The organism is Pandoraea pnomenusa (assembly GCF_000767615.3).
In the GTDB taxonomy this organism is placed as follows: Bacteria; Pseudomonadota; Gammaproteobacteria; order Burkholderiales; family Burkholderiaceae; genus Pandoraea; species Pandoraea pnomenusa.
The window spans coordinates 4,569,693-4,587,044 of record NZ_CP009553.3; the positions used below are offsets into that span (position 1 = coordinate 4,569,693).

The window sequence follows — 17,352 nt, forward strand, 5'->3', positions numbered from 1 at the left end:
GGCGCTGAACACCGGCCGTACCGAAAGACGCCGCCCGGCATGAAACGTTCGGACGGCAAAAACAAAAGAGCCCGCGTGGTGCGCGGGCTCTCATTGTAAGGCAGGTTACGCCAAAATCGTCGCGAGCTTAGCTGAGCTGCTGAATCCCGGCGAGCACCCAGCCGCCGCTGCCGGTCACCGGCTTGGTCAGGTTCCACACCTCGTTGAACGGCTCGGCCGGGGCGCCTTCGGCTTCACGGATCAGACCGGAGAAGCGAACGCTCGCCATGTACTCGGTGGCCGTCTGCTCGATGCCGAGGAGCTCGGCGTCCAGTTGGACCACATCCGTACGGTTGTTCGCCTTGCCGCGCTCTTCGAGATCCATCTTGATTTCCGCGAACATCTGCGGCGTGGTGAACTCGTTGATGTCGGCCTGATCGCCCTTGTCCCAGGCGGCTTGCAGACGGTTGAAGTACACCTTCGCGCTGCGCAGGAAGCCCTCGGTATCGAAACCGGCGGGCACGCCAAACGGCTCGGCGGCGGCAGCGGCGCCAACGGACCCGGCGGCCCCGGCGGCGGCCGGCACGGCCGACAGCGACGGTTGGGTCGAGGACGAACCCGCCTGCGGCGCTTGCTGGCTGTCCCACGACTGGCGCAGCGAAGTGTTCGAGGCGTTCGACGCATCGGCGCCCGCGCCGGCGTAGGCCGGCGTCTGCTGCTGCGACTTGTTGCCGCGCAGACGGCGGATCAGCCAGATCACGGCAAACGCGATCAGCGCGATCACGATGGCATTGGCCATCATGCTGGCGAACGCACCGCCCAGGCCAAAGTGCGAGAGCAGCGCGGCAATGCCGAGGCCAGCGGCCAGACCGGCGATCGGGCCCAGCCAGCGGTTGGCCGGCTTGGCAGCTGCGGCGGCGCCCGCGGCACCTGCACCGGCGGCGGCCGGCGCGGCCTGGTTCGGCGCGGCGCCCGGGGTCGTCTGTGCCGGTTGCTGCGGGGTCGCCTGGCGTTGCGTGACGGTGTTGGACTGCTTGCCGATGCTCCGGCCGCCGCCAACGCGCTTGGCGTCAGCATCGGCGATCGTCATGCCGACCGCGATGACGCCGGCCACTACGCCCAACAACAGCTTGTTTTTCAGGAACTGGAACATCGTTCTGGTCTCTCCGTGGAGTTATCGGTTGCTGTCTACTGACAGGCGTCGACCCGAATGGTTCAGGGCAATTTCATGCACCGAAACCAGGGGACGCGTGAGGGGATCCTGACACAGCAAAATTAGTCAGAAATTAGCGAAGCGCCCCGGTGCGGGAATTTTCCGCGGACCGGGGCGCTTCGGCAACTTCATCGACTTCAGCGCAGCTCAGCGTAAGTGAGCGCTTATCCTCGAGGTATCAGAACTTGCGTCCGATGTGCAGTGCGACCACGCCGGCGGTCATGTTGTGGTATTCCACGCGCTCCAGTCCGGCGTCTTCCATGAGCGTCTTGAGCGTTTCCTGGTCCGGGTGCATGCGGATCGATTCGGCCAGATAGCGATAGCTGTCGGCGTCGCCCGCGATGCGCGAACCGAGCCACGGCAGCACCTTGAACGAGTAGGTGTCGTAGGCCTTCTCGAGCGGCTGCCACACCTTCGAGAACTCCAGCACCATGACCTTGCCGCCCGGCTTGATCACGCGCCGCATCTCCGCGAGCGCGGCATCCTTGTGGGTCATGTTGCGCAGACCGAACGCCACGGTCACCACGTCGAAATAGTTCGACGGGAACGGCAGCTTCTCGGCGTCGCAGAGCAGCGACGGGGTGACGATGCCGGCGTCGAGCAGCCGATCGCGGCCCACGCGCAGCATCGATTCGTTGATGTCGGTGAGCCAGACTTCGCCGGTCGGCCCGGCCGCGCGCGCGAACGCCTTCGAGAGGTCGCCCGTGCCGCCCGCGATGTCGAGCACCTTGAAGCCGGGCCGCACCGCGGCGCGCCCGATCGTGAATGCCTTCCAGACGCGATGCAGGCCGCCCGACATCAGATCGTTCATGATGTCGTACTTGTTCGCGACCGAATGGAACACCTCGGCCACCTTGCCGGCCTTGTCCTTCTCGTCGACGGTTTCATAACCGAAGTGGGTCTGTTGGCCCATTGCACATCTCCCTAATCATATAAGCAGGCGCACACTCGCAGCGCGCGCCCCGCCGGGGCCTCAGTGGTGGTGGCAGCCACCGGCGGCCGGCGACGGCATCGGCGTGTCGCGCTCGACACCTGCCGCCGCGAGCTTGTCCAGGTATTCCTGCCACAGGGCGTCCTGACGCACGCACAGCTCGTAGAGGTAGTCCCACGAATAGATGCCGGTGTCGTGCCCGTCGGAGAAGACGGGGCGCACCGCATAGTTTCCGATCGGCTCCAGGCCGGTGAGTTCGACGTCGCGCTTGCCGGTCTGGAGCGTCTCCTGCCCCGGGCCGTGACCGCGGACTTCCGCCGACGGCGAGAGCACGCGCAGGAATTCGAATGGCAGGCGGTAATGCTTGCCGTCCTCGTAACCGAGTTCCAGCACCTTCGAAGTGCGATGCAGCGTCAGGGAAACGGGAATCGGCGTGTCTTTCTCCAGCCCAGCCATGATCTTGCTCCAGAAGAATCGGTCGGCAGTATAGCCGCTCAGGCGCCGGCGGTCATGCCGGCCATGCGGCAACGCGCTTCAATTCTGCCACGATGGCCTCGCGCAGGGCCGGCAGCCGGGCGATGCGCGGCGCGAGCGCCGCCTCGGGCAGCGCGCGCTGCGGCGCGCTCCAGACCGAGCCGGGGAAATGCACGTCGTCGCGATAGCGGGGAATGACGTGCCAGTGCACATGCGGCACCATGTTACCCAGGCTCGCCACGTTGACCTTGTGCGGCGACAGCACGGCGCGCTGAGCCGTCTCCACGGCAAACACGGCGCGCATCACATGCTCGCGCGCCGCCTCGGGCAGATCGCTCATTTCGGCGACATGCGCGTGCCAGATCACCCTGGCGAACCCCGGGTAGCCGGCTTCGTCGGCCAGCACCACGCGCAGCACCGGATCGCGCCACACGACTTCACCGCCGTCGCCGGCGCAAAACGGACATTCCATGTTCGGTCTCCCTTCGTTGCGCTTCGTTGCGCTTCGGTGCACTTCGTTACGCTTCGTTGCGCTTCATCCCATTGCGTGACGCCAGGCGACGCCACGTGACACGCCGTCGTCCTTCGCCGCCCCTGGTCGCGCGGCGGTGTCCTTCAATGGCGCGCATAACGCCTCAATGCTTCCTGCCCTTCTTGCGCTTGCCGGTCGCCGGATCCACCGGACCGAGCGCCAGTTCGGCGAAATCGATCTCGCTGAGCATCTCGCGCAGCGTCTCGTCGTTGATGCGATGCGTGATGCGCAAGCGCGACAGTTCCACGCGTTCGGCCTGCAGCGCGGCTGCGCGCAAACGCCGCTCCACTTCCACATCGCGCACGGCGCGCGCGCGCATCTCTTCGGTCGCGCTTGCCGCGTTGAGCGCACGCCGGTAGCGCCCCATGACCCGGGCGGCCGCTTCCGCGCACACGGCGGTGTCCAGTTCGTCGCCCGACCTGGCGATCACCTTCTGCAACGACTCGATGGCGCGAATCGCCGCCTCGGACGCCGCCAGCCGAGCTTCGGCCATCTCCCGGTTGCGCGGGTCCTCGACCGGCCAGCGCACACCACGCAGCAGGATCGGCAGGCCGATGCTTCCTCCGATGAGCGACAGCAGGATGACCCCGGCGGCCAGAAAGATCAGCAGATCGCGCCCCGGGAAAGGGGCGCCGCCCGGCAGCGCGAGCGGCACCGACAGGGCGCCGGCCAGCGTCACCGCGCCGCGCACGCCCGAGAGCGCCGTCACGCCGGTAAAACGCATGCCGGGCTTCATCGTGATTTCCCCGCGACGCATGCCGAGGAAGTACATCACTCGCCACGCCGACCACACCCAGCAAAAGCGCAGCACGATGAGCACCGCCGAAATCGCGCCCACATAAGCCATCAACTCGCCGAGATTGAGCAACGTGCCCCACAGATGCTGGTTCGGTCGCAGCGCCGCGCGCACGATATCGGGCAATTGCAGGCCGAGCAGCACGAACACCGCGCCGTTGAACACGAATTCGAGCATCGACCACACGCCGTTGCCGAGAATGCGCGTGGCCGTGCGGCTGTTGAGCAGATCGGTCGAGCTCACGGTCATGCCCGCGGCCACGGCCGCGAGAATGCCCGAGAAGCCGAAATGCTCCGCCAGCAGATAGGCGGCAAACGGCATGAGCAGGAGCAGCAGCACGACCGTGGCCGGTTCCTCGTTGGAGACGTCGAGCACCCGGCGGTGAAATTGCGTGAAGAGCCAAGTCACCGCCCAGCCGGCGAGCAGGCCGCCGAGCGCGATGACGAAGAAGGAAAACGTGGCGTTGCCGATCGAGAACAGGCCGGTGGTGGCCGCCACGATGGCGAACTTGAACGCGACGAGGCCCGACGCATCGTTCATCATCGCTTCGCCTTCGAGCACGTGCATGAGACGCGTGGGCATGCGCAGGCGCCCGGTGAGCGCGGATACGGCCACCGCGTCGGTCGGCGAGAGCACGCCGCCGAGCGCAAACGCCACGGCCAGCGGTATCGACGGAATCATCCAGTGGATGAAGTACCCCACGCCGAGCACCGTGAAGATCACCAGACCGAGCGCCATGGCGATGATCGGCACGCGCAGGTGCCAGAACTCGCGCTTGGGCATGCGCCAGCCGTCGGCGAAGAGCAGCGGGGGAATGAACAGCAGGAAGAAGATCTCGGGGTCGAGATCGATGTGCAGCCCCGCGCCCGGCCAGGCGAGCGCGGCGCCCACGGCGATCTGCACCAGCGGCACCGGCAGGAATCGGACGAAGCTGACCAGCACGCCGGTCAGCGCCACCACGAACAGCAGGATCAGTGCTGTATAGACTACCTCCATGCCACCTCCGTGGTCCGTCGGTCAGGCCTCGGCCGCGTCCCGCGCAGGAGCATCACACCAGCACGCGTTCGATGCCGCCGTTGTTCGCGTCCTTCACGTAGTCCACCAGCCACTCGTCGCCCAGCACGTGCCTGGCGATTTCCACGACGATGTAGTCGGCCGTGACATTGGCGTCCTCGTTATAGCGCGACAGCCCTTGCAGGCACGACGGGCAGCTCGTGAGAATCTTCACGTCATCGACCTTGCCGTCGGCGCGCAGCTTCGCGGCGCCCTTGCGCATCTCCTCCTCCTTGCGGAAGCGGATCTGCGTCGAGATGTCGGGCCGCGTGACGGCCAGCGTGCCCGATTCGCCGCAGCAGCGATCGTTCTTCTCGATCTTGTACCCGTCGTTCTCGCTGCCCATCAGCTGGTTCACGAGCTTGACCGGGTCCATCGTCTTGATCGGCGTGTGGCACGGATCGTGATACATGTAGCGCGTACCGCCCACGCCGTCGAGCTTGACGCCCTTCTCGAGCAGGTATTCGTGAATGTCGACAATGCGGCAGCCCGGGAAGATCTTCTCGAACTCGTAGCCGGCGAGCTGATCGTAGCAAGTCCCGCACGACACCACCACGGTCTTGATGTCGAGGTAGTTCAGCGTATTCGCCATGCGATGGAACAGCACGCGGTTGTCCGTCACGATCTTCTCGGCCTTCTCGCCCTGCCCCGAGCCGCGCTGCGGATAGCCGCAACACAGGTAGCCCGGCGGCAGCACCGTCTGCACGCCCACGTGCCAGAGCATGGCCTGCGTGGCCAGACCGACCTGCGAGAACAGACGCTCCGAACCGCAGCCCGGGAAGTAGAACACCGCTTCCGAGTCCACCGTGGTGGCCTTCGGATCGCGAATGATCGGCACGACCTTGTTGTCTTCGATGTCGAGTAGCGCGCGCGCCGTCTTCTTGGGCAGATTGCCCGGCATCTTCTTGTTGACGAAGTGGATCACTTCCTCGCGCAGCGGCGGCTTGCCGACCGTGGCCGGCGGATGCGCCGTCTGCTTCTTCGCGAGCTTCTTGAAGATGTCGGCGCCGAAACGCTGCGCCTTGTAGCCCCAGTCGATCATCACTTTGCGGGTGATGTTGATCGTCTCGGGGTTGGTCGCGTTCAGGAAGAACATGCCGGCGGCCGAGCCCGGATTGAATTTCTTCTTGCCCATCTTGCGCAACAGGTTGCGCATGTTCATCGTCACGTCGCCGAAGTCGATCTTCACCGGGCACGGCGTCACGCACTTGTGACAGACGGTGCAGTGATCGGCCACGTCGTTGAACTCGTCCCAGTGCTTGATCGACACGCCCCGACGCGTCTGTTCCTCATAGAGGAACGCCTCGATGAGCAGCGACGTGGCGAGAATCTTGTTGCGCGGGCTGTAGAGCAGGTTCGCGCGCGGCACGTGCGTGGCGCACACCGGCTTGCACTTGCCGCAGCGCAGGCAGTCCTTCACGCTGTCGGCAATGGCGCCGATGTCCGACTGCTGCATGATGATCGACTCGTAGCCCATCAGCCCGAAGCTCGGCGTATAGGCATTGCGCAGGTCGGCAGGCAGGTCGGGCATGTCCAGCAGCTTGCCCTTGTTGAAGCGCCCCTCCGGATCCACGCGCATCTTGTAGGCGCGGAACTCGCCGATCTCGGCTTCCGTCAGGAACTCCAGCTTGGTAATGCCGATGCCGTGTTCGCCCGAGATCACGCCGTCGAGCGAGCGGGCGATGTCCATGATGCGGGCCACGGCCTTGTGCGCATCCTGGAGCATCTCGTAGTTATCCGAGTTCACCGGGATGTTGGTGTGCACGTTGCCGTCGCCGGCGTGCATGTGCAGCGCCACGAACACACGGCCATGCAGCACGCGCTTGTGAATCGCCTGCGCCTCGTCGAGGATCGGCTTGAACTCGGCGCCCGAGAAGATCTGGCGCAGTTCGGCGCGGATCTCCTGCTTCCACGACACCCGGACCGTGCGATCTTGCAGCAGGTCGATCAGACGCGTTTCCGGCTGCTTCGTCAGGCGATCGTTGAGCGCCACATTGATGTCGCGAATGCCATGACGATTGAGCAGCGGAATCGCCTCGGCGAGCGGCATCTCGAAGTGATCGCGCAGGAAGACCCAGCGCTCGCGCACATCGCGCAGCAGCGTGAGTGCGGTTTGCACGCGGTCTTCGAGCAGTTCGGCCGACGGGATTTCGTTCGCGTCGTCGGTCTTGCCCAGCGGCAGGTTGCCGGCTTCGAAGAACGCCTCGAGGGCGTCGACCAGCTGGAGCTTGTTCTTGAGCGAGAGCTCGATGTTGATGCGCTCGATGTGGTCGGTGTACTCGCCCATGCGCGGCAGCGGAATCACCACGTCTTCGTTGATCTTGAAGGCGTTGGTGTGGCGCGCGATGGCGGCCGTGCGCGAGCGGTCGAGCCAGAACTTCTTGCGGGCCTCCGCCGACACCGCGACGAAACCCTCGCCGCTCTTGCCGTTGGCCATGCGAATGACTTCCGAGGTCGCCTGGGCGACCGCGTTGTCGTCGTCGCCGACGATGTCGCCGATGAGCACCATCTTCGGGAACGCGTTGCGCTTCGACTTCGTGGCGTAGCCCACAGCGCGCAGATAGCGTTCGTCCAGATGCTCGAGGCCGGCGAGAATCGCGCCGCCCGCGGCCGTCTGCGCGAACATGTAGTCCTTGATCTCGACGATGCTCGGAATCGCTTCCTTGGCCTGGCCGAAGAATTCCAGGCACACCGTGCGGGTGTGCGCGGGCATCTTGTGCAGAATCCAGCGCGCGCTCGTGATGAGACCGTCGCAGCCTTCCTTCTGAATGCCCGGCAGGCCGGCGAGGAACTTGTCCGTCACGTCCTTGCCGAGGCCTTCCTTGCGAAAGCGCTTGCCCTCGATGTCCAGCCGTTCGGTCTTGAGCAGTGCGGCGCCGGGCGCCTGATTGCCGTCGTACCACTTGAGCTCGAAGCGGGCGACCGGAATGTCGTGAATCTTGCCGAGGTTGTGATCGAGGCGCGTGACTTCCAGCCAGTTGCCCTGCGGATCGACCATGCGCCACCAGGCCAGGTTATCGAGCGCGGTGCCCCACAGCACGGCCTTCTTGCCGCCGGCGTTCATCGCCACGTTGCCCCCGATGCACGAGGCATCGATCGACGTGGGGTCCACCGCGAACACCAGACCGGCGCGCTCGGCGGCCTCGGCCACGCGGCGCGTGACCACGCCCGCGCCCGAGAAGATCGTCGGTACCGGTTTGTCCACGCCGGGCAACTGCGAATATTCGACATCGCCGAGCTGCTCGAGCTTTTCCGTGTTGATGACGGCCGAGAACGGCGTGAGCGGAATCGCGCCGCCCGTATAGCCGGTGCCGCCGCCGCGCGGGATCACCGTCAGCCCGAGCTCGAAGCAGCCTTTGACCAGCGACGCCATTTCGGCTTCCGTGTCCGGCGTGAGCACCACGAACGGATATTCCACACGCCAGTCGGTGGCGTCGGTCACGTGCGACACGCGCGACAGGCCGTCGAACTTGATGTTGTCGTGGGCGGTCGTGCGGCCAAGCACCTTCTTCGCGCGACGGCGCAGTTCCGCCATCTTGTCGAACTCCGCGGCGAAGTCGGCCACGGCGCGGCGCGCCGCCGATTCCAGCTGTTCCACGCGCGCGGCGCGCTCGCGGCCGCTCTCGTCGGCGTGTTGCGCCATGTCGGCGCGACGGCGCTTGTCGATCTCGTTGAGCCGGTGCTCGAGGGCATCGATCAGCAGCTTGCGGCGCTTCGGATTGTCGAGCAGGTCGTCCTGCAGATACGGATTACGGCGAACCACCCAGATGTCGCCTAGCACTTCGTACAGCATGCGTGCCGAGCGGCCGGTGCGGCGTTCCGCGCGGAGTTCGTCGAGGATCGCCCAGGCGTCGGCGCCGAGCAGGCGCATGACGATTTCGCGGTCCGAAAACGACGTGTAGTTATAGGGGATCTCGCGCAGTCGCGGCGGTTGGGCGGCTACGGCATGCTTTGCGTCGTGCGGCTCGAAGGCGGGCAAGGGTGCGTTCATCTTGTCGGGCTCGTCATTGCGGCGGTGCGTCCGCCGTCGGCGTTCGTCTCGCGGGACGCGCCGAAAGTCAAAATCGGGTATGCGCTGGGATTGCCGGCGGCGAGCGCGCTGGGGATCAAGGGTGCGCGCTGGCCGACAACGGACGATCTGCGATCAGCGAGATCGACGACTGCCGTGCGAAGACGCCGATGACGAATCGTGTCCGGTCATCGAGCAGAAGCACAGGGGGGTGAGGCAGTTGGTGCGCATGCCCAGATCTTTCTTCCGGCTTGGGAAAGTGTTGGTAGGGGAATGTAGGCCGAATTGTACTTCATTGCACCGCAACACGTCGGCGGCGCACCGAATTCCTCGCTCTGGCGCGTCATTCCCCTCCCTCCCCCCAACTTCCCCCGACCGATTCGCCGTCCGTCGTTGCCGACATCGGCCTCATCGCTGCGTTGACGGCACCTTAACGACCAACCCGGTACCGCTCGCCCCCGACACCTTCCAGTGATTTCCCCGGCCGCTGTATCCGTTTATATACAACGAGTTGCGGCCCACTCCTGCTGTGAAATTTTCAGCGAACCAGAGTATGTTTTGCCGATCCCCGCTCCATCCACCCGACAAGAGGTGTCTCTATGGCTTCGTTTCAACTGAACGGCAAGCCGGTCAAGGTCGACGTCGACCCGGCCACTCCCCTGCTCTGGACCCTGCGCGACGCGCTCAACATGACCGGCACCAAATTCGGATGCGGCATGGCGTTGTGCGGCGCGTGCACCGTCCATATGGACGGCGCGGCCATCCGCAGTTGCATCACCCCCGTCTCCGCCGTGGAAGGCAAGAAGATCACGACCATCGAAAACGTCGGCGCCGACCCGGTCGGCCGTGCCGTGCAGGACGCCTGGGTCAAGCACGACGTGCCTCAGTGTGGCTACTGCCAGAGCGGCCAGATCATGTCCGCCACCGCGCTGCTGCGCGAGAACAAGCAGCCCAACGACGAGCAGATCGACGCCGCGATGTCGGGCAACATCTGCCGTTGCGGCACCTACGCCCGCATTCGCGCGGCCATCAAGGACGCCGCGGCGTCGCTGGCCTGAGGCGAGGAGACACCGACATGCGCGAACTTCGCTTTTCCCAGTATCCCGGCGTCGCCGTGGGCGACTACACCGGCCTGAGCCGCCGCGGATTCCTCAAGACCTCCGCCCTTGCGGCCGGCGGCCTGATGCTTGAAATGTCGCTGCCCGGCGCCATGCGCGGCGCCGCCGCACAGGGCGCCGCGCCGGCGCCCGTCGTGCCGTCCGCGTTCGTGCGCATCGCGCCCGACGACACCGTCACCATCCAGGTCAACCGCCTCGACTTCGGCCAGGGCGTGCAGACCGCGCTGCCCATGCTGGTTGCCGAGGAACTCGACTGCGACTGGGCGAAGGTGCGCAGCGAGCTGGCGCCGGCGGCCGACGTCTACAAAGACCCCTTGTTCGGCATTCAGATGACCGGTGGTTCCGGCTCCGTGGCGCACTCGTGGTTGCAGTACCGTCGCATCGGGGCGTCGGCGCGCGCCATGCTCATTGCGGCGGCGGCGCAGCAATGGAAAGTGCCCGCCGCACAGTTGAAAACCGAAAACGGCGTCGTCCTCGGCCCCAACGGCCAGCGCGCCACCTACGGCAGCCTCGCAGCCAGGGCGCAGGCCATGCCGGTGCCGGCCGATGTCCCGCTCAAATCGCCGTCGGCGTTCCGCCTGCTGGGCAAGCCGACCGGCCGCCTCGACGCGCGGGCCAAGTCGACCGGCGTGCCGATGTACGGCATGGATTTCAAGCTGCCCAACCTCAAGGTGGCGGTCGTGGCGCGCCCGCCGGTGTTCGGCGCCAAAGTGAAACGCTTCGACGCCAAGGCCGCGAAGGCCGTCAAGGGCGTGCGCGACGTGCTGGAGATTCCCGACGATCGGGGCGGCACCGCCGTAGCCGTCATCGCCGACGGCTACTGGCAGGCGAAGACCGGACGTGACGCGCTCAAACCCGAGTGGGACACCAGCGGGGTCGAACACGTCGACACCACGGCGCAGTTGGCCAAATACAAGGAAATGGCCAGGACGCCCGGGACCGTGGCCATCGACGCCGACGTCAGCAAGCTCAAGGGCGCGCCCAAAACGCTCGTGGCGGAATACAGCTTCCCGTATCTCGCGCACGCGCCCATGGAGCCGTTGAACTGCACCGTGCAGCTCTCCGACAAAGGGGCCGAAGTCTGGACCGGCACCCAATTCCAGACCGTCGATCAGGCGGCCATTGCACGCACGCTCGAACTCAAGCCCGAGCAAGTCAAGCTGCACACGCTCATGGCGGGCGGGGGCTTCGGGCGACGCGCGGTCCCCACGTCCGACTATGGTGTCGAGGCGGCGCAGGTCGCCAAGGCATGGCGCAAGGCCGGCCATCGCGAGCCGGTCAAGGTCATCTGGAGCCGCGAAGACGACATCCACGGCGGCTACTACCGTCCCATGTACGTGCACCGCGCCGAAATCGGCCTCGACGACAAGGGCAACATCCTCGCGTGGAATCACACCATCGTCGGTCAGTCCATTCTGGCGGGTACGCCGTTCGAGAAGATGATGGTCAAGAACGGCATCGACGGCACCAGTGTGGAGGGCGTGTCCGGCACGCCGTACGCCGTGCCGCTGCGTCTGACGTTGCACAGTCCCAAGGTCAACGTGCCGGTGTTGTGGTGGCGGTCGGTGGGCAACACGCACACCGCGTACGTCATGGAAACCTTGATCGATGAGTTGGCGAAGCAGGCCGGTCAGGACCCGGTGGCGTATCGCTATGCATTGATGGGTGACAAACATCCGCGACACAAGGAGGCGCTCGCGTTGGCGGTCGAGCGATCCGGCTACGGGAAGACACGGTTGCCGGAGGGGCAGGCGTGGGGCGTGGCGGTGCATGAGTCGTTCGACTCCGTGGTGGCGTACGTTGTCGTGGCCGAGATGCGCAATGGAACCCCGAGGTTGGTGAGTGCGACGGCGGGGGTGCATTGCAACTTCGCGGTCAATCCGCTGACGGTAGCTGCGCAGGTCGAGGGGGCGGCGTTGATGGGATTGGGAACGACGTTGCCGGGTGCGGCGATCACCATGAAGGATGGGGAAGTCGAGCAGAGCAACTTCCATCAGTACATGGTGGCGCGCCTGCCGGACATGCCGGCGATCAGTGTGCACATCGCGAGTTCTGGCGATGCGCCGACGGGGATGGGCGAGCCGGGATTGCCGGCGTTGGCACCGGCGTACGCGAACGCGCTGTTCACGTTGACGGGAAAGCGCCTGCGTTCCTTGCCGTTCGACGTGGCAAAGGCGTGACCTGCGCGCAACGATAAGCAGGAAAACAGGAGGAGGCGCTCTGGACAGCCTGCGGCGGGGCAGGACCGGGGCGCCTTTCCGATGGGGGAATCAGGAACCGGAATGTGTCCATGGGTGCGCCGGTCCGGCCGACCCGGACGTTGCGCGCCGCCGTTGGCGGCAGGGCATCGAGCCTCGACGTCGGGCCATCGAACCTACCCGACCAGTAAATGTTTGAAAGGCGCGAAGATGCCGTGCCAGAACGATTCGGGCACCCGCATCATCAGGTAGGTCACGGCAATGTAGCGCAGCGCCTTGCCCACTGCGATATAGAGCAGGCAGGCGCGCCAGGGAAGGCGCAGCCATCCGGCGAGCGAGCAGAACGGGTCGCCGACCACGGGCAGCCACGAGAGCAGGAGCAGTGGCGGCCCGAAGCGGCGCATCCAGCGGTGATAGCGTTCGTTCATCGGCGCCTTGCCGTCGGCACGCTTGACGGACCGCGACGGCGCATCCCCGAAGGCGGCCGCCCGCTCACCGGCACGGCCCGCCGCCCGCGCATGGGTGCGGCGACGGACTTTGAGGCGAACGAACGCGCGGCGCGCGGCGAACCCCATCCACCAATTGAGCATTCCGCCGGCAGTGTTGCCTGCCGTGGCCACCGCAATGGCGGGCCAGAACATTTGCGGGTTGAGCGTCACATAGCCGAAGAGCGCGGGCTCGGAGCCCATTGGCAGCAGTGTGGCCGAGACAAACGACACCAGAAAAATGGCCGGCAGGCCAACGCCGGGCAGGGCCAGCACGCCGAGCAGCCAGGTGATGAACGACTCCATGCAACTCCGGAAATAGACAGAACAGATCCCGCACGGGCGGGCCACCGGACGACATGACCGACCGGACGGTCGGCGCATGCGTCATGCGCCAACCCGCGTTCGGGCATGCGAGTTTGGCAGAAACGAAAAGTCTGGCGCATAATGCATGTCCATGACCCGACCTTCGACGCCGCCCGTGGCCATTCTACTGGCAGGCGGACTCGGTACCCGCTTCGATGCGGCTGGGCGCCGGAACAAGCTGCTCGCGCCGCTGCCCGGAGATCCCCTGAACCGACCCGTTGCCCTTGCCAGCGCGCATGCGCTGCTGGCCGTATTGCCGCGCGTAATCGCGGTCGTGCGTCCGGATTCGGCCGAGCTCGAGAACGTGCTGCTGCAGGCGGGTTGCGAAGTCGTGATGAGCCACGCCACCAAGCGCGGCATGGGGGCCACGCTCGCGGCCGGCATCCAGTCCGGCGCCGACGAAGCGCCGCCGCCCGGGCTGGAACATCTCGACGGCTGGCTCGTTGCGCTGGCCGATATGCCCTACATCCATCCGCATACCATTCGCGCCGTCGCCGGTGGACTCACCTCGTCCGAGGCCATCGTCGCACCGAGTTATCAGGGACAGCGCGGCCACCCCGTGGCCTTCGGTTCTGCCTTCACGTCACGCCTGGCCGCCCTTGACGGCGACGCCGGCGCGCGCGACCTGTTGATTAGCGAGCACATTACGATCGTCGATGTCGACGACGCCGGAATCGTGCGCGACATCGACACCCCAGACGACCTACGCTAGGGCGCGCACTCCCCTTTCCCGATTTTTCCCGAGAGACCAAGCGCGACCGCCCCGGCGGACGTGCTGGTCTATCATTGTCCTTTTGTTCCTTGATGTGCCTAACCTGAAGAAGCCTTAAATCATGTCCGATGCAGCTCCCGATTATCTGAAGAAGATCCTCACCGCAAAAGTCTACGACGTCGCCAAGGAAAGCGAACTCGAATTGGCACGCACGCTCTCCATGCGGCTGCACAATCGAATTTATCTGAAGCGCGAAGACAATCAGACGGTGTTCTCCTTCAAGATTCGGGGCGCATACAACAAGATGGCCAACCTCAGCGAGGCCGAACGCGAACGCGGCGTGCTCACCGCCTCGGCCGGCAATCACGCGCAGGGCGTGGCATATTCCGCCGCGCGCCTGGGCTGCAAGGCCGTCATCGTCATGCCGGTCACCACCCCGCAGGTCAAGATCGACGCCGTGCGGACACACGGCGGGCGCGCCGTCGAAGTCGTGCTGGCCGGCGATTCCTACAGCGACGCCTACGCCCACGCCATGACCTTGCAGAGCGAACGCGGCCTGACCTTCGTGCCGCCGTTCGACGACCCCGACGTCATTGCCGGCCAGGGCACCATCGGCATGGAAATCCTGCGCCAGCACCAGGGCCCGCTGCACGCCATCTTCGTGCCCATCGGCGGTGGCGGGCTCGCCGCCGGCGTCGCCGCATACGTGAAGGCCGTGCGTCCCGAGATCAAGATCATCGGCGTGCAGTCCGTCGACTCCGACGCCATGGCGCAATCCATCCACGCCGGCGAGCGCGTGCTCCTGAACGATGTGGGCCTGTTCGCGGACGGCACCGCCGTCAAATACGTCGGCGCCGAGACGTTCCGGCTGTGCCAGGCCCACCTCGACGAAGTCGTTCGCGTGGACACCGACCAGCTCTGCGCGGCCATCAAGGACGTCTTCCAGGACACCCGCAGCGTGCTCGAGCCTTCCGGCGCGTTGTCCGTGGCGGGCGCCAAGCTGTACGCCGAGCGTGAAAAGCTCAAGGCCGAGACGCTCGTGGCGATCACCTCCGGCGCCAACATGAACTTCGACCGCCTGCGCTTCGTCGCCGAGCGCGCCGAAGTCGGCGAGGCGCGCGAAGCGGTGTTCGCCGTGACCATTCCCGAGGCGCGCGGCAGCTTCAAGCGCTTCACCGAAGTGGTGGGCAGCCGCAATGTGACGGAGTTCAATTACCGAATCAGCGAGGCGTCCAGCGCGCACATCTTCGTGGGCATCCAGATGCACAATCGCGACGAGGGCGAACGCATCAAGGCGGGCTTCGAGCGTCACGGGTTCCCCACGCTCGACCTGTCCAACGACGAACTCTCCAAGCAGCACATCCGCTACATGGTGGGCGGACGCTCCGCGCTCGCGAGCAACGAAGTGCTCTACCGCTTCGAGTTCCCGGAGCGTCCGGGCGCGCTGATGAAATTCCTCTCGGCCATGAGCCCGAACTGGAATATCAGCCTGTTCCACTACCGGAATCAGGGCGCCGATTACAGCAACATCCTCGTGGGCATTCAGGTGCCGGACGACGAGAAGGCCGCGTTCCGCGACTTCCTCGCCACGCTCGGCTATCCTTACTGGGACGAAAGCGACAACCCGGTCTACAAGCTGTTCCTCGGGTAAGCCGCCGGCTTTCACATCCGCAACGACTCAGGACATCACGCCACCGCCGCCATGCCCATCACGCTCGAGAACAAACTTGTCGTCGCGATATCCTCGCGCGCGCTGTTCGACTTCGAAGAAGAGAACCGCGTGTACGAGGCGGGCGTGGCAAGCGGCGACGACCAGTCCTACATGCGCTACCAGCTCGACCGCCTCGACGTGCCCGCGCGCATCGGCGTGGCGTTTCCGCTCGTGCAGAAGCTCCTCGCTTTCAATCAGGACGGGACCGACAGGCATCGCGTGGAAGTCGTGGTGCTCTCGCGCAACGATCCCGTGAGCGGCATGCGTGTGTTTCGTTCCGCGCGGCAGGTCGACCTCAAGATCGAGCGCGGTGTGTTCACGCGCGGGCGCGAACCGTTCGGCTACCTCAACGCCCTGGGCGCGCACCTGTTCCTCTCGGCCAACGAGCGAGACGTGCGCAGTGCCCTCACGGCCGGCTTCCCGGCGGCGCGCGTCTACCCCGACTCCGCGAAAAAGGCGGAACTGCACCCCGACGAAATCCGCATCGCGTTCGATGGCGACGCGGTGCTCTTCTCCGACGAAGCCGAGCAGGTCTTCCAGCGCAACGGACTCGACGCCTTCCAGCGGCACGAGATCGAGCGCGCCGCCACGCCGTTGCCGCCGGGGCCGTTCAAGCCCCTGCTGCAGGCGCTGCACCGCCTGCAAACGCTCGCGGGACACGAAGTGCCGGTCAAGATCCGCACCGCGCTCGTGACCGCGCGCTCGGCGCCGGCGCATGAACGCGCGATTCGCACGCTCATGGACTGGAAAATCGACATCGACGAGGCGATGTTCCTGGGCGGGCTGGACAAAGGCGCGTTCCTGCGCGAATTCGAGCCCGATTTCTTCTTCGACGATCAGACACGCCACTGCGAGTCGGCCGCGCGGGTCACCCCCACCGGTCACGTCATCAGTGGCATTGCAAATCATGACAACGCCTGACCAATCTCCGCTCGGCAAGGAAGTTGCCTATACCGAGCAGTACGACCCGTCCCTGCTCTTCCCCATCGCCCGTGCGCCGGCGCGCGCGGCGATCGGCGTGCCCGACACGTTGCCGTTCTTCGGCGCCGACATCTGGAACGGCTACGAACTCTCATGGCTCAATGAAAAGGGCAAGCCGCAGATCGCGCTGCTCACCGCGATGGTGCCCGCCGATTCGCCGAACATCATCGAATCGAAGTCGTTCAAGCTCTATCTCGGCTCGTTCGCCCAAACCCGGCTGGCCAACGCCGACGCGGCGCGCGCATTGATTCAGCAGGATCTGTCCGAAGCCGCGGGGGCGCCGGTGCAGGTGCGGCTCATCGAGCCGGGCGGCTTCGGCAAGCTCGAACTCGACGAACTCGACGGCCTGCTCGTCGATCGCCTCGATATCGAGACCGACGTGTACGCGCCCGACGCCACCCTGCTCAAGGCTGCATTCGACGAGCCACACGTCGACGAAACCCTCGTGTCGAACCTGCTCAAGTCCAACTGCCCCGTGACGGGACAACCTGACTGGGGCAGCCTGCAGATCCGCTACGTCGGCCCGCCGATCGATCAGGAAGGCCTGCTCAAGTACGTGATTTCCTACCGACGTCACACGGGCTTTCACGAGCAGTGCGTGGAGGGCATCTTCATGGACATCCTTCGGCAGTGCAAACCCAGCCAATTGGCGGTATACGCACGATATACGCGACGCGGCGGGCTCGACATCAACCCGTTCCGCACCAATTTCACGCTGCCAATGCCGGACAACGCGCGCACGGCTCGCCAGTAAGGGATTGTCGCCCGAGCGGCACGCCAGACGGCGGCGGGAT

At 65.6% G+C, this 17,352-nt stretch carries 12 protein-coding genes and 2 pseudogenes; 6 read left to right on the forward strand and 8 right to left on the reverse strand.

What is annotated here, in order from left to right; all coding sequences use genetic code 11:
• Positions 1 to 127 precede the first annotated feature (127 nt).
• The 7 genes and pseudogenes from LV28_RS44460 to LV28_RS49630 all read right to left on the reverse strand — a co-directional run.
• Positions 128 to 1,132, reverse strand: a complete 1,005-nt coding sequence (locus LV28_RS44460; protein WP_023597527.1) for a Tim44 domain-containing protein — start codon at positions 1,130 to 1,132, stop codon at positions 128 to 130.
• Positions 1,133 to 1,370: 238 nt separating this feature from the next.
• Positions 1,371 to 2,105, reverse strand: coding sequence for a bifunctional demethylmenaquinone methyltransferase/2-methoxy-6-polyprenyl-1,4-benzoquinol methylase UbiE (gene ubiE / locus LV28_RS44465; protein ID WP_023597528.1), 735 nt, complete (start codon positions 2,103 to 2,105; stop codon positions 1,371 to 1,373).
• Between the two features lie 60 nt (positions 2,106 to 2,165).
• Complete coding sequence (locus tag LV28_RS44470) at positions 2,166 to 2,579, reverse strand: gamma-butyrobetaine hydroxylase family protein (protein ID WP_023597529.1); 414 nt, start codon at positions 2,577 to 2,579, stop codon at positions 2,166 to 2,168.
• A 52-nt stretch (positions 2,580 to 2,631) separates the two neighbouring features.
• The gene (locus tag LV28_RS44475) at positions 2,632 to 3,069 is read right to left on the reverse strand and encodes an HIT family protein (protein ID WP_023597530.1); all 438 of its coding nucleotides are present in this window, start codon (positions 3,067 to 3,069) and stop codon (positions 2,632 to 2,634) included.
• Positions 3,070 to 3,232: 163 nt separating this feature from the next.
• A complete protein-coding gene (locus tag LV28_RS44480) occupies positions 3,233 to 4,921 on the reverse strand; it encodes a Na+/H+ antiporter (RefSeq protein ID WP_023597531.1) in 1,689 nt (562 codons plus the stop codon).
• Between the two features lie 52 nt (positions 4,922 to 4,973).
• Positions 4,974 to 6,917, reverse strand: a pseudogene (locus LV28_RS49625) (DUF3400 domain-containing protein); the annotation flags it as partial.
• 86 nt (positions 6,918 to 7,003) lie between these two features.
• Positions 7,004 to 8,969, reverse strand: a pseudogene (locus LV28_RS49630) (DUF3683 domain-containing protein); the annotation flags it as partial.
• A 617-nt stretch (positions 8,970 to 9,586) separates the two neighbouring features.
• On the opposite strand from LV28_RS49630, the gene LV28_RS44490 reads away from it, so the two are divergent.
• Both LV28_RS44490 and LV28_RS44495 read left to right on the forward strand, forming a co-directional pair.
• Positions 9,587 to 10,045, forward strand: coding sequence for a (2Fe-2S)-binding protein (locus tag LV28_RS44490; protein WP_023597533.1), 459 nt, complete (start codon positions 9,587 to 9,589; stop codon positions 10,043 to 10,045).
• Positions 10,046 to 10,062: 17 nt separating this feature from the next.
• On the forward strand, positions 10,063 to 12,285 hold the full coding sequence (locus LV28_RS44495; protein WP_024788520.1) for a xanthine dehydrogenase family protein molybdopterin-binding subunit: 2,223 nt from the start codon (positions 10,063 to 10,065) through the stop codon (positions 12,283 to 12,285).
• A gap of 194 nt (positions 12,286 to 12,479) precedes the next feature.
• On the opposite strand, the gene LV28_RS44500 is transcribed toward LV28_RS44495, so the two are convergent.
• Entirely contained in the window at positions 12,480 to 13,094 is a 615-nt protein-coding gene (locus LV28_RS44500) for a YqaA family protein (protein ID WP_038619803.1), read from the reverse strand.
• A 151-nt stretch (positions 13,095 to 13,245) separates the two neighbouring features.
• Between LV28_RS44500 and LV28_RS44505 the strand changes: the two genes are divergently transcribed.
• From LV28_RS44505 to queF, 4 genes are all read left to right on the forward strand, one after another.
• Complete coding sequence (locus LV28_RS44505; RefSeq protein ID WP_115344458.1) at positions 13,246 to 13,866, forward strand: nucleotidyltransferase family protein; 621 nt, start codon at positions 13,246 to 13,248, stop codon at positions 13,864 to 13,866.
• Positions 13,867 to 13,987: 121 nt separating this feature from the next.
• On the forward strand, positions 13,988 to 15,517 hold the full coding sequence (gene ilvA / locus LV28_RS44510; protein ID WP_023597537.1) for a threonine ammonia-lyase, biosynthetic: 1,530 nt from the start codon (positions 13,988 to 13,990) through the stop codon (positions 15,515 to 15,517).
• A gap of 51 nt (positions 15,518 to 15,568) precedes the next feature.
• Entirely contained in the window at positions 15,569 to 16,498 is a 930-nt protein-coding gene (locus tag LV28_RS44515) for a 5'-nucleotidase (protein WP_023597538.1), read from the forward strand.
• Positions 16,485 to 17,312, forward strand: coding sequence for an NADPH-dependent 7-cyano-7-deazaguanine reductase QueF (queF, locus tag LV28_RS44520; protein ID WP_023873127.1), 828 nt, complete (start codon positions 16,485 to 16,487; stop codon positions 17,310 to 17,312). Before LV28_RS44515 ends, queF begins: the two co-directional genes overlap by 14 nt.
• Positions 17,313 to 17,352 lie beyond the last annotated feature (40 nt).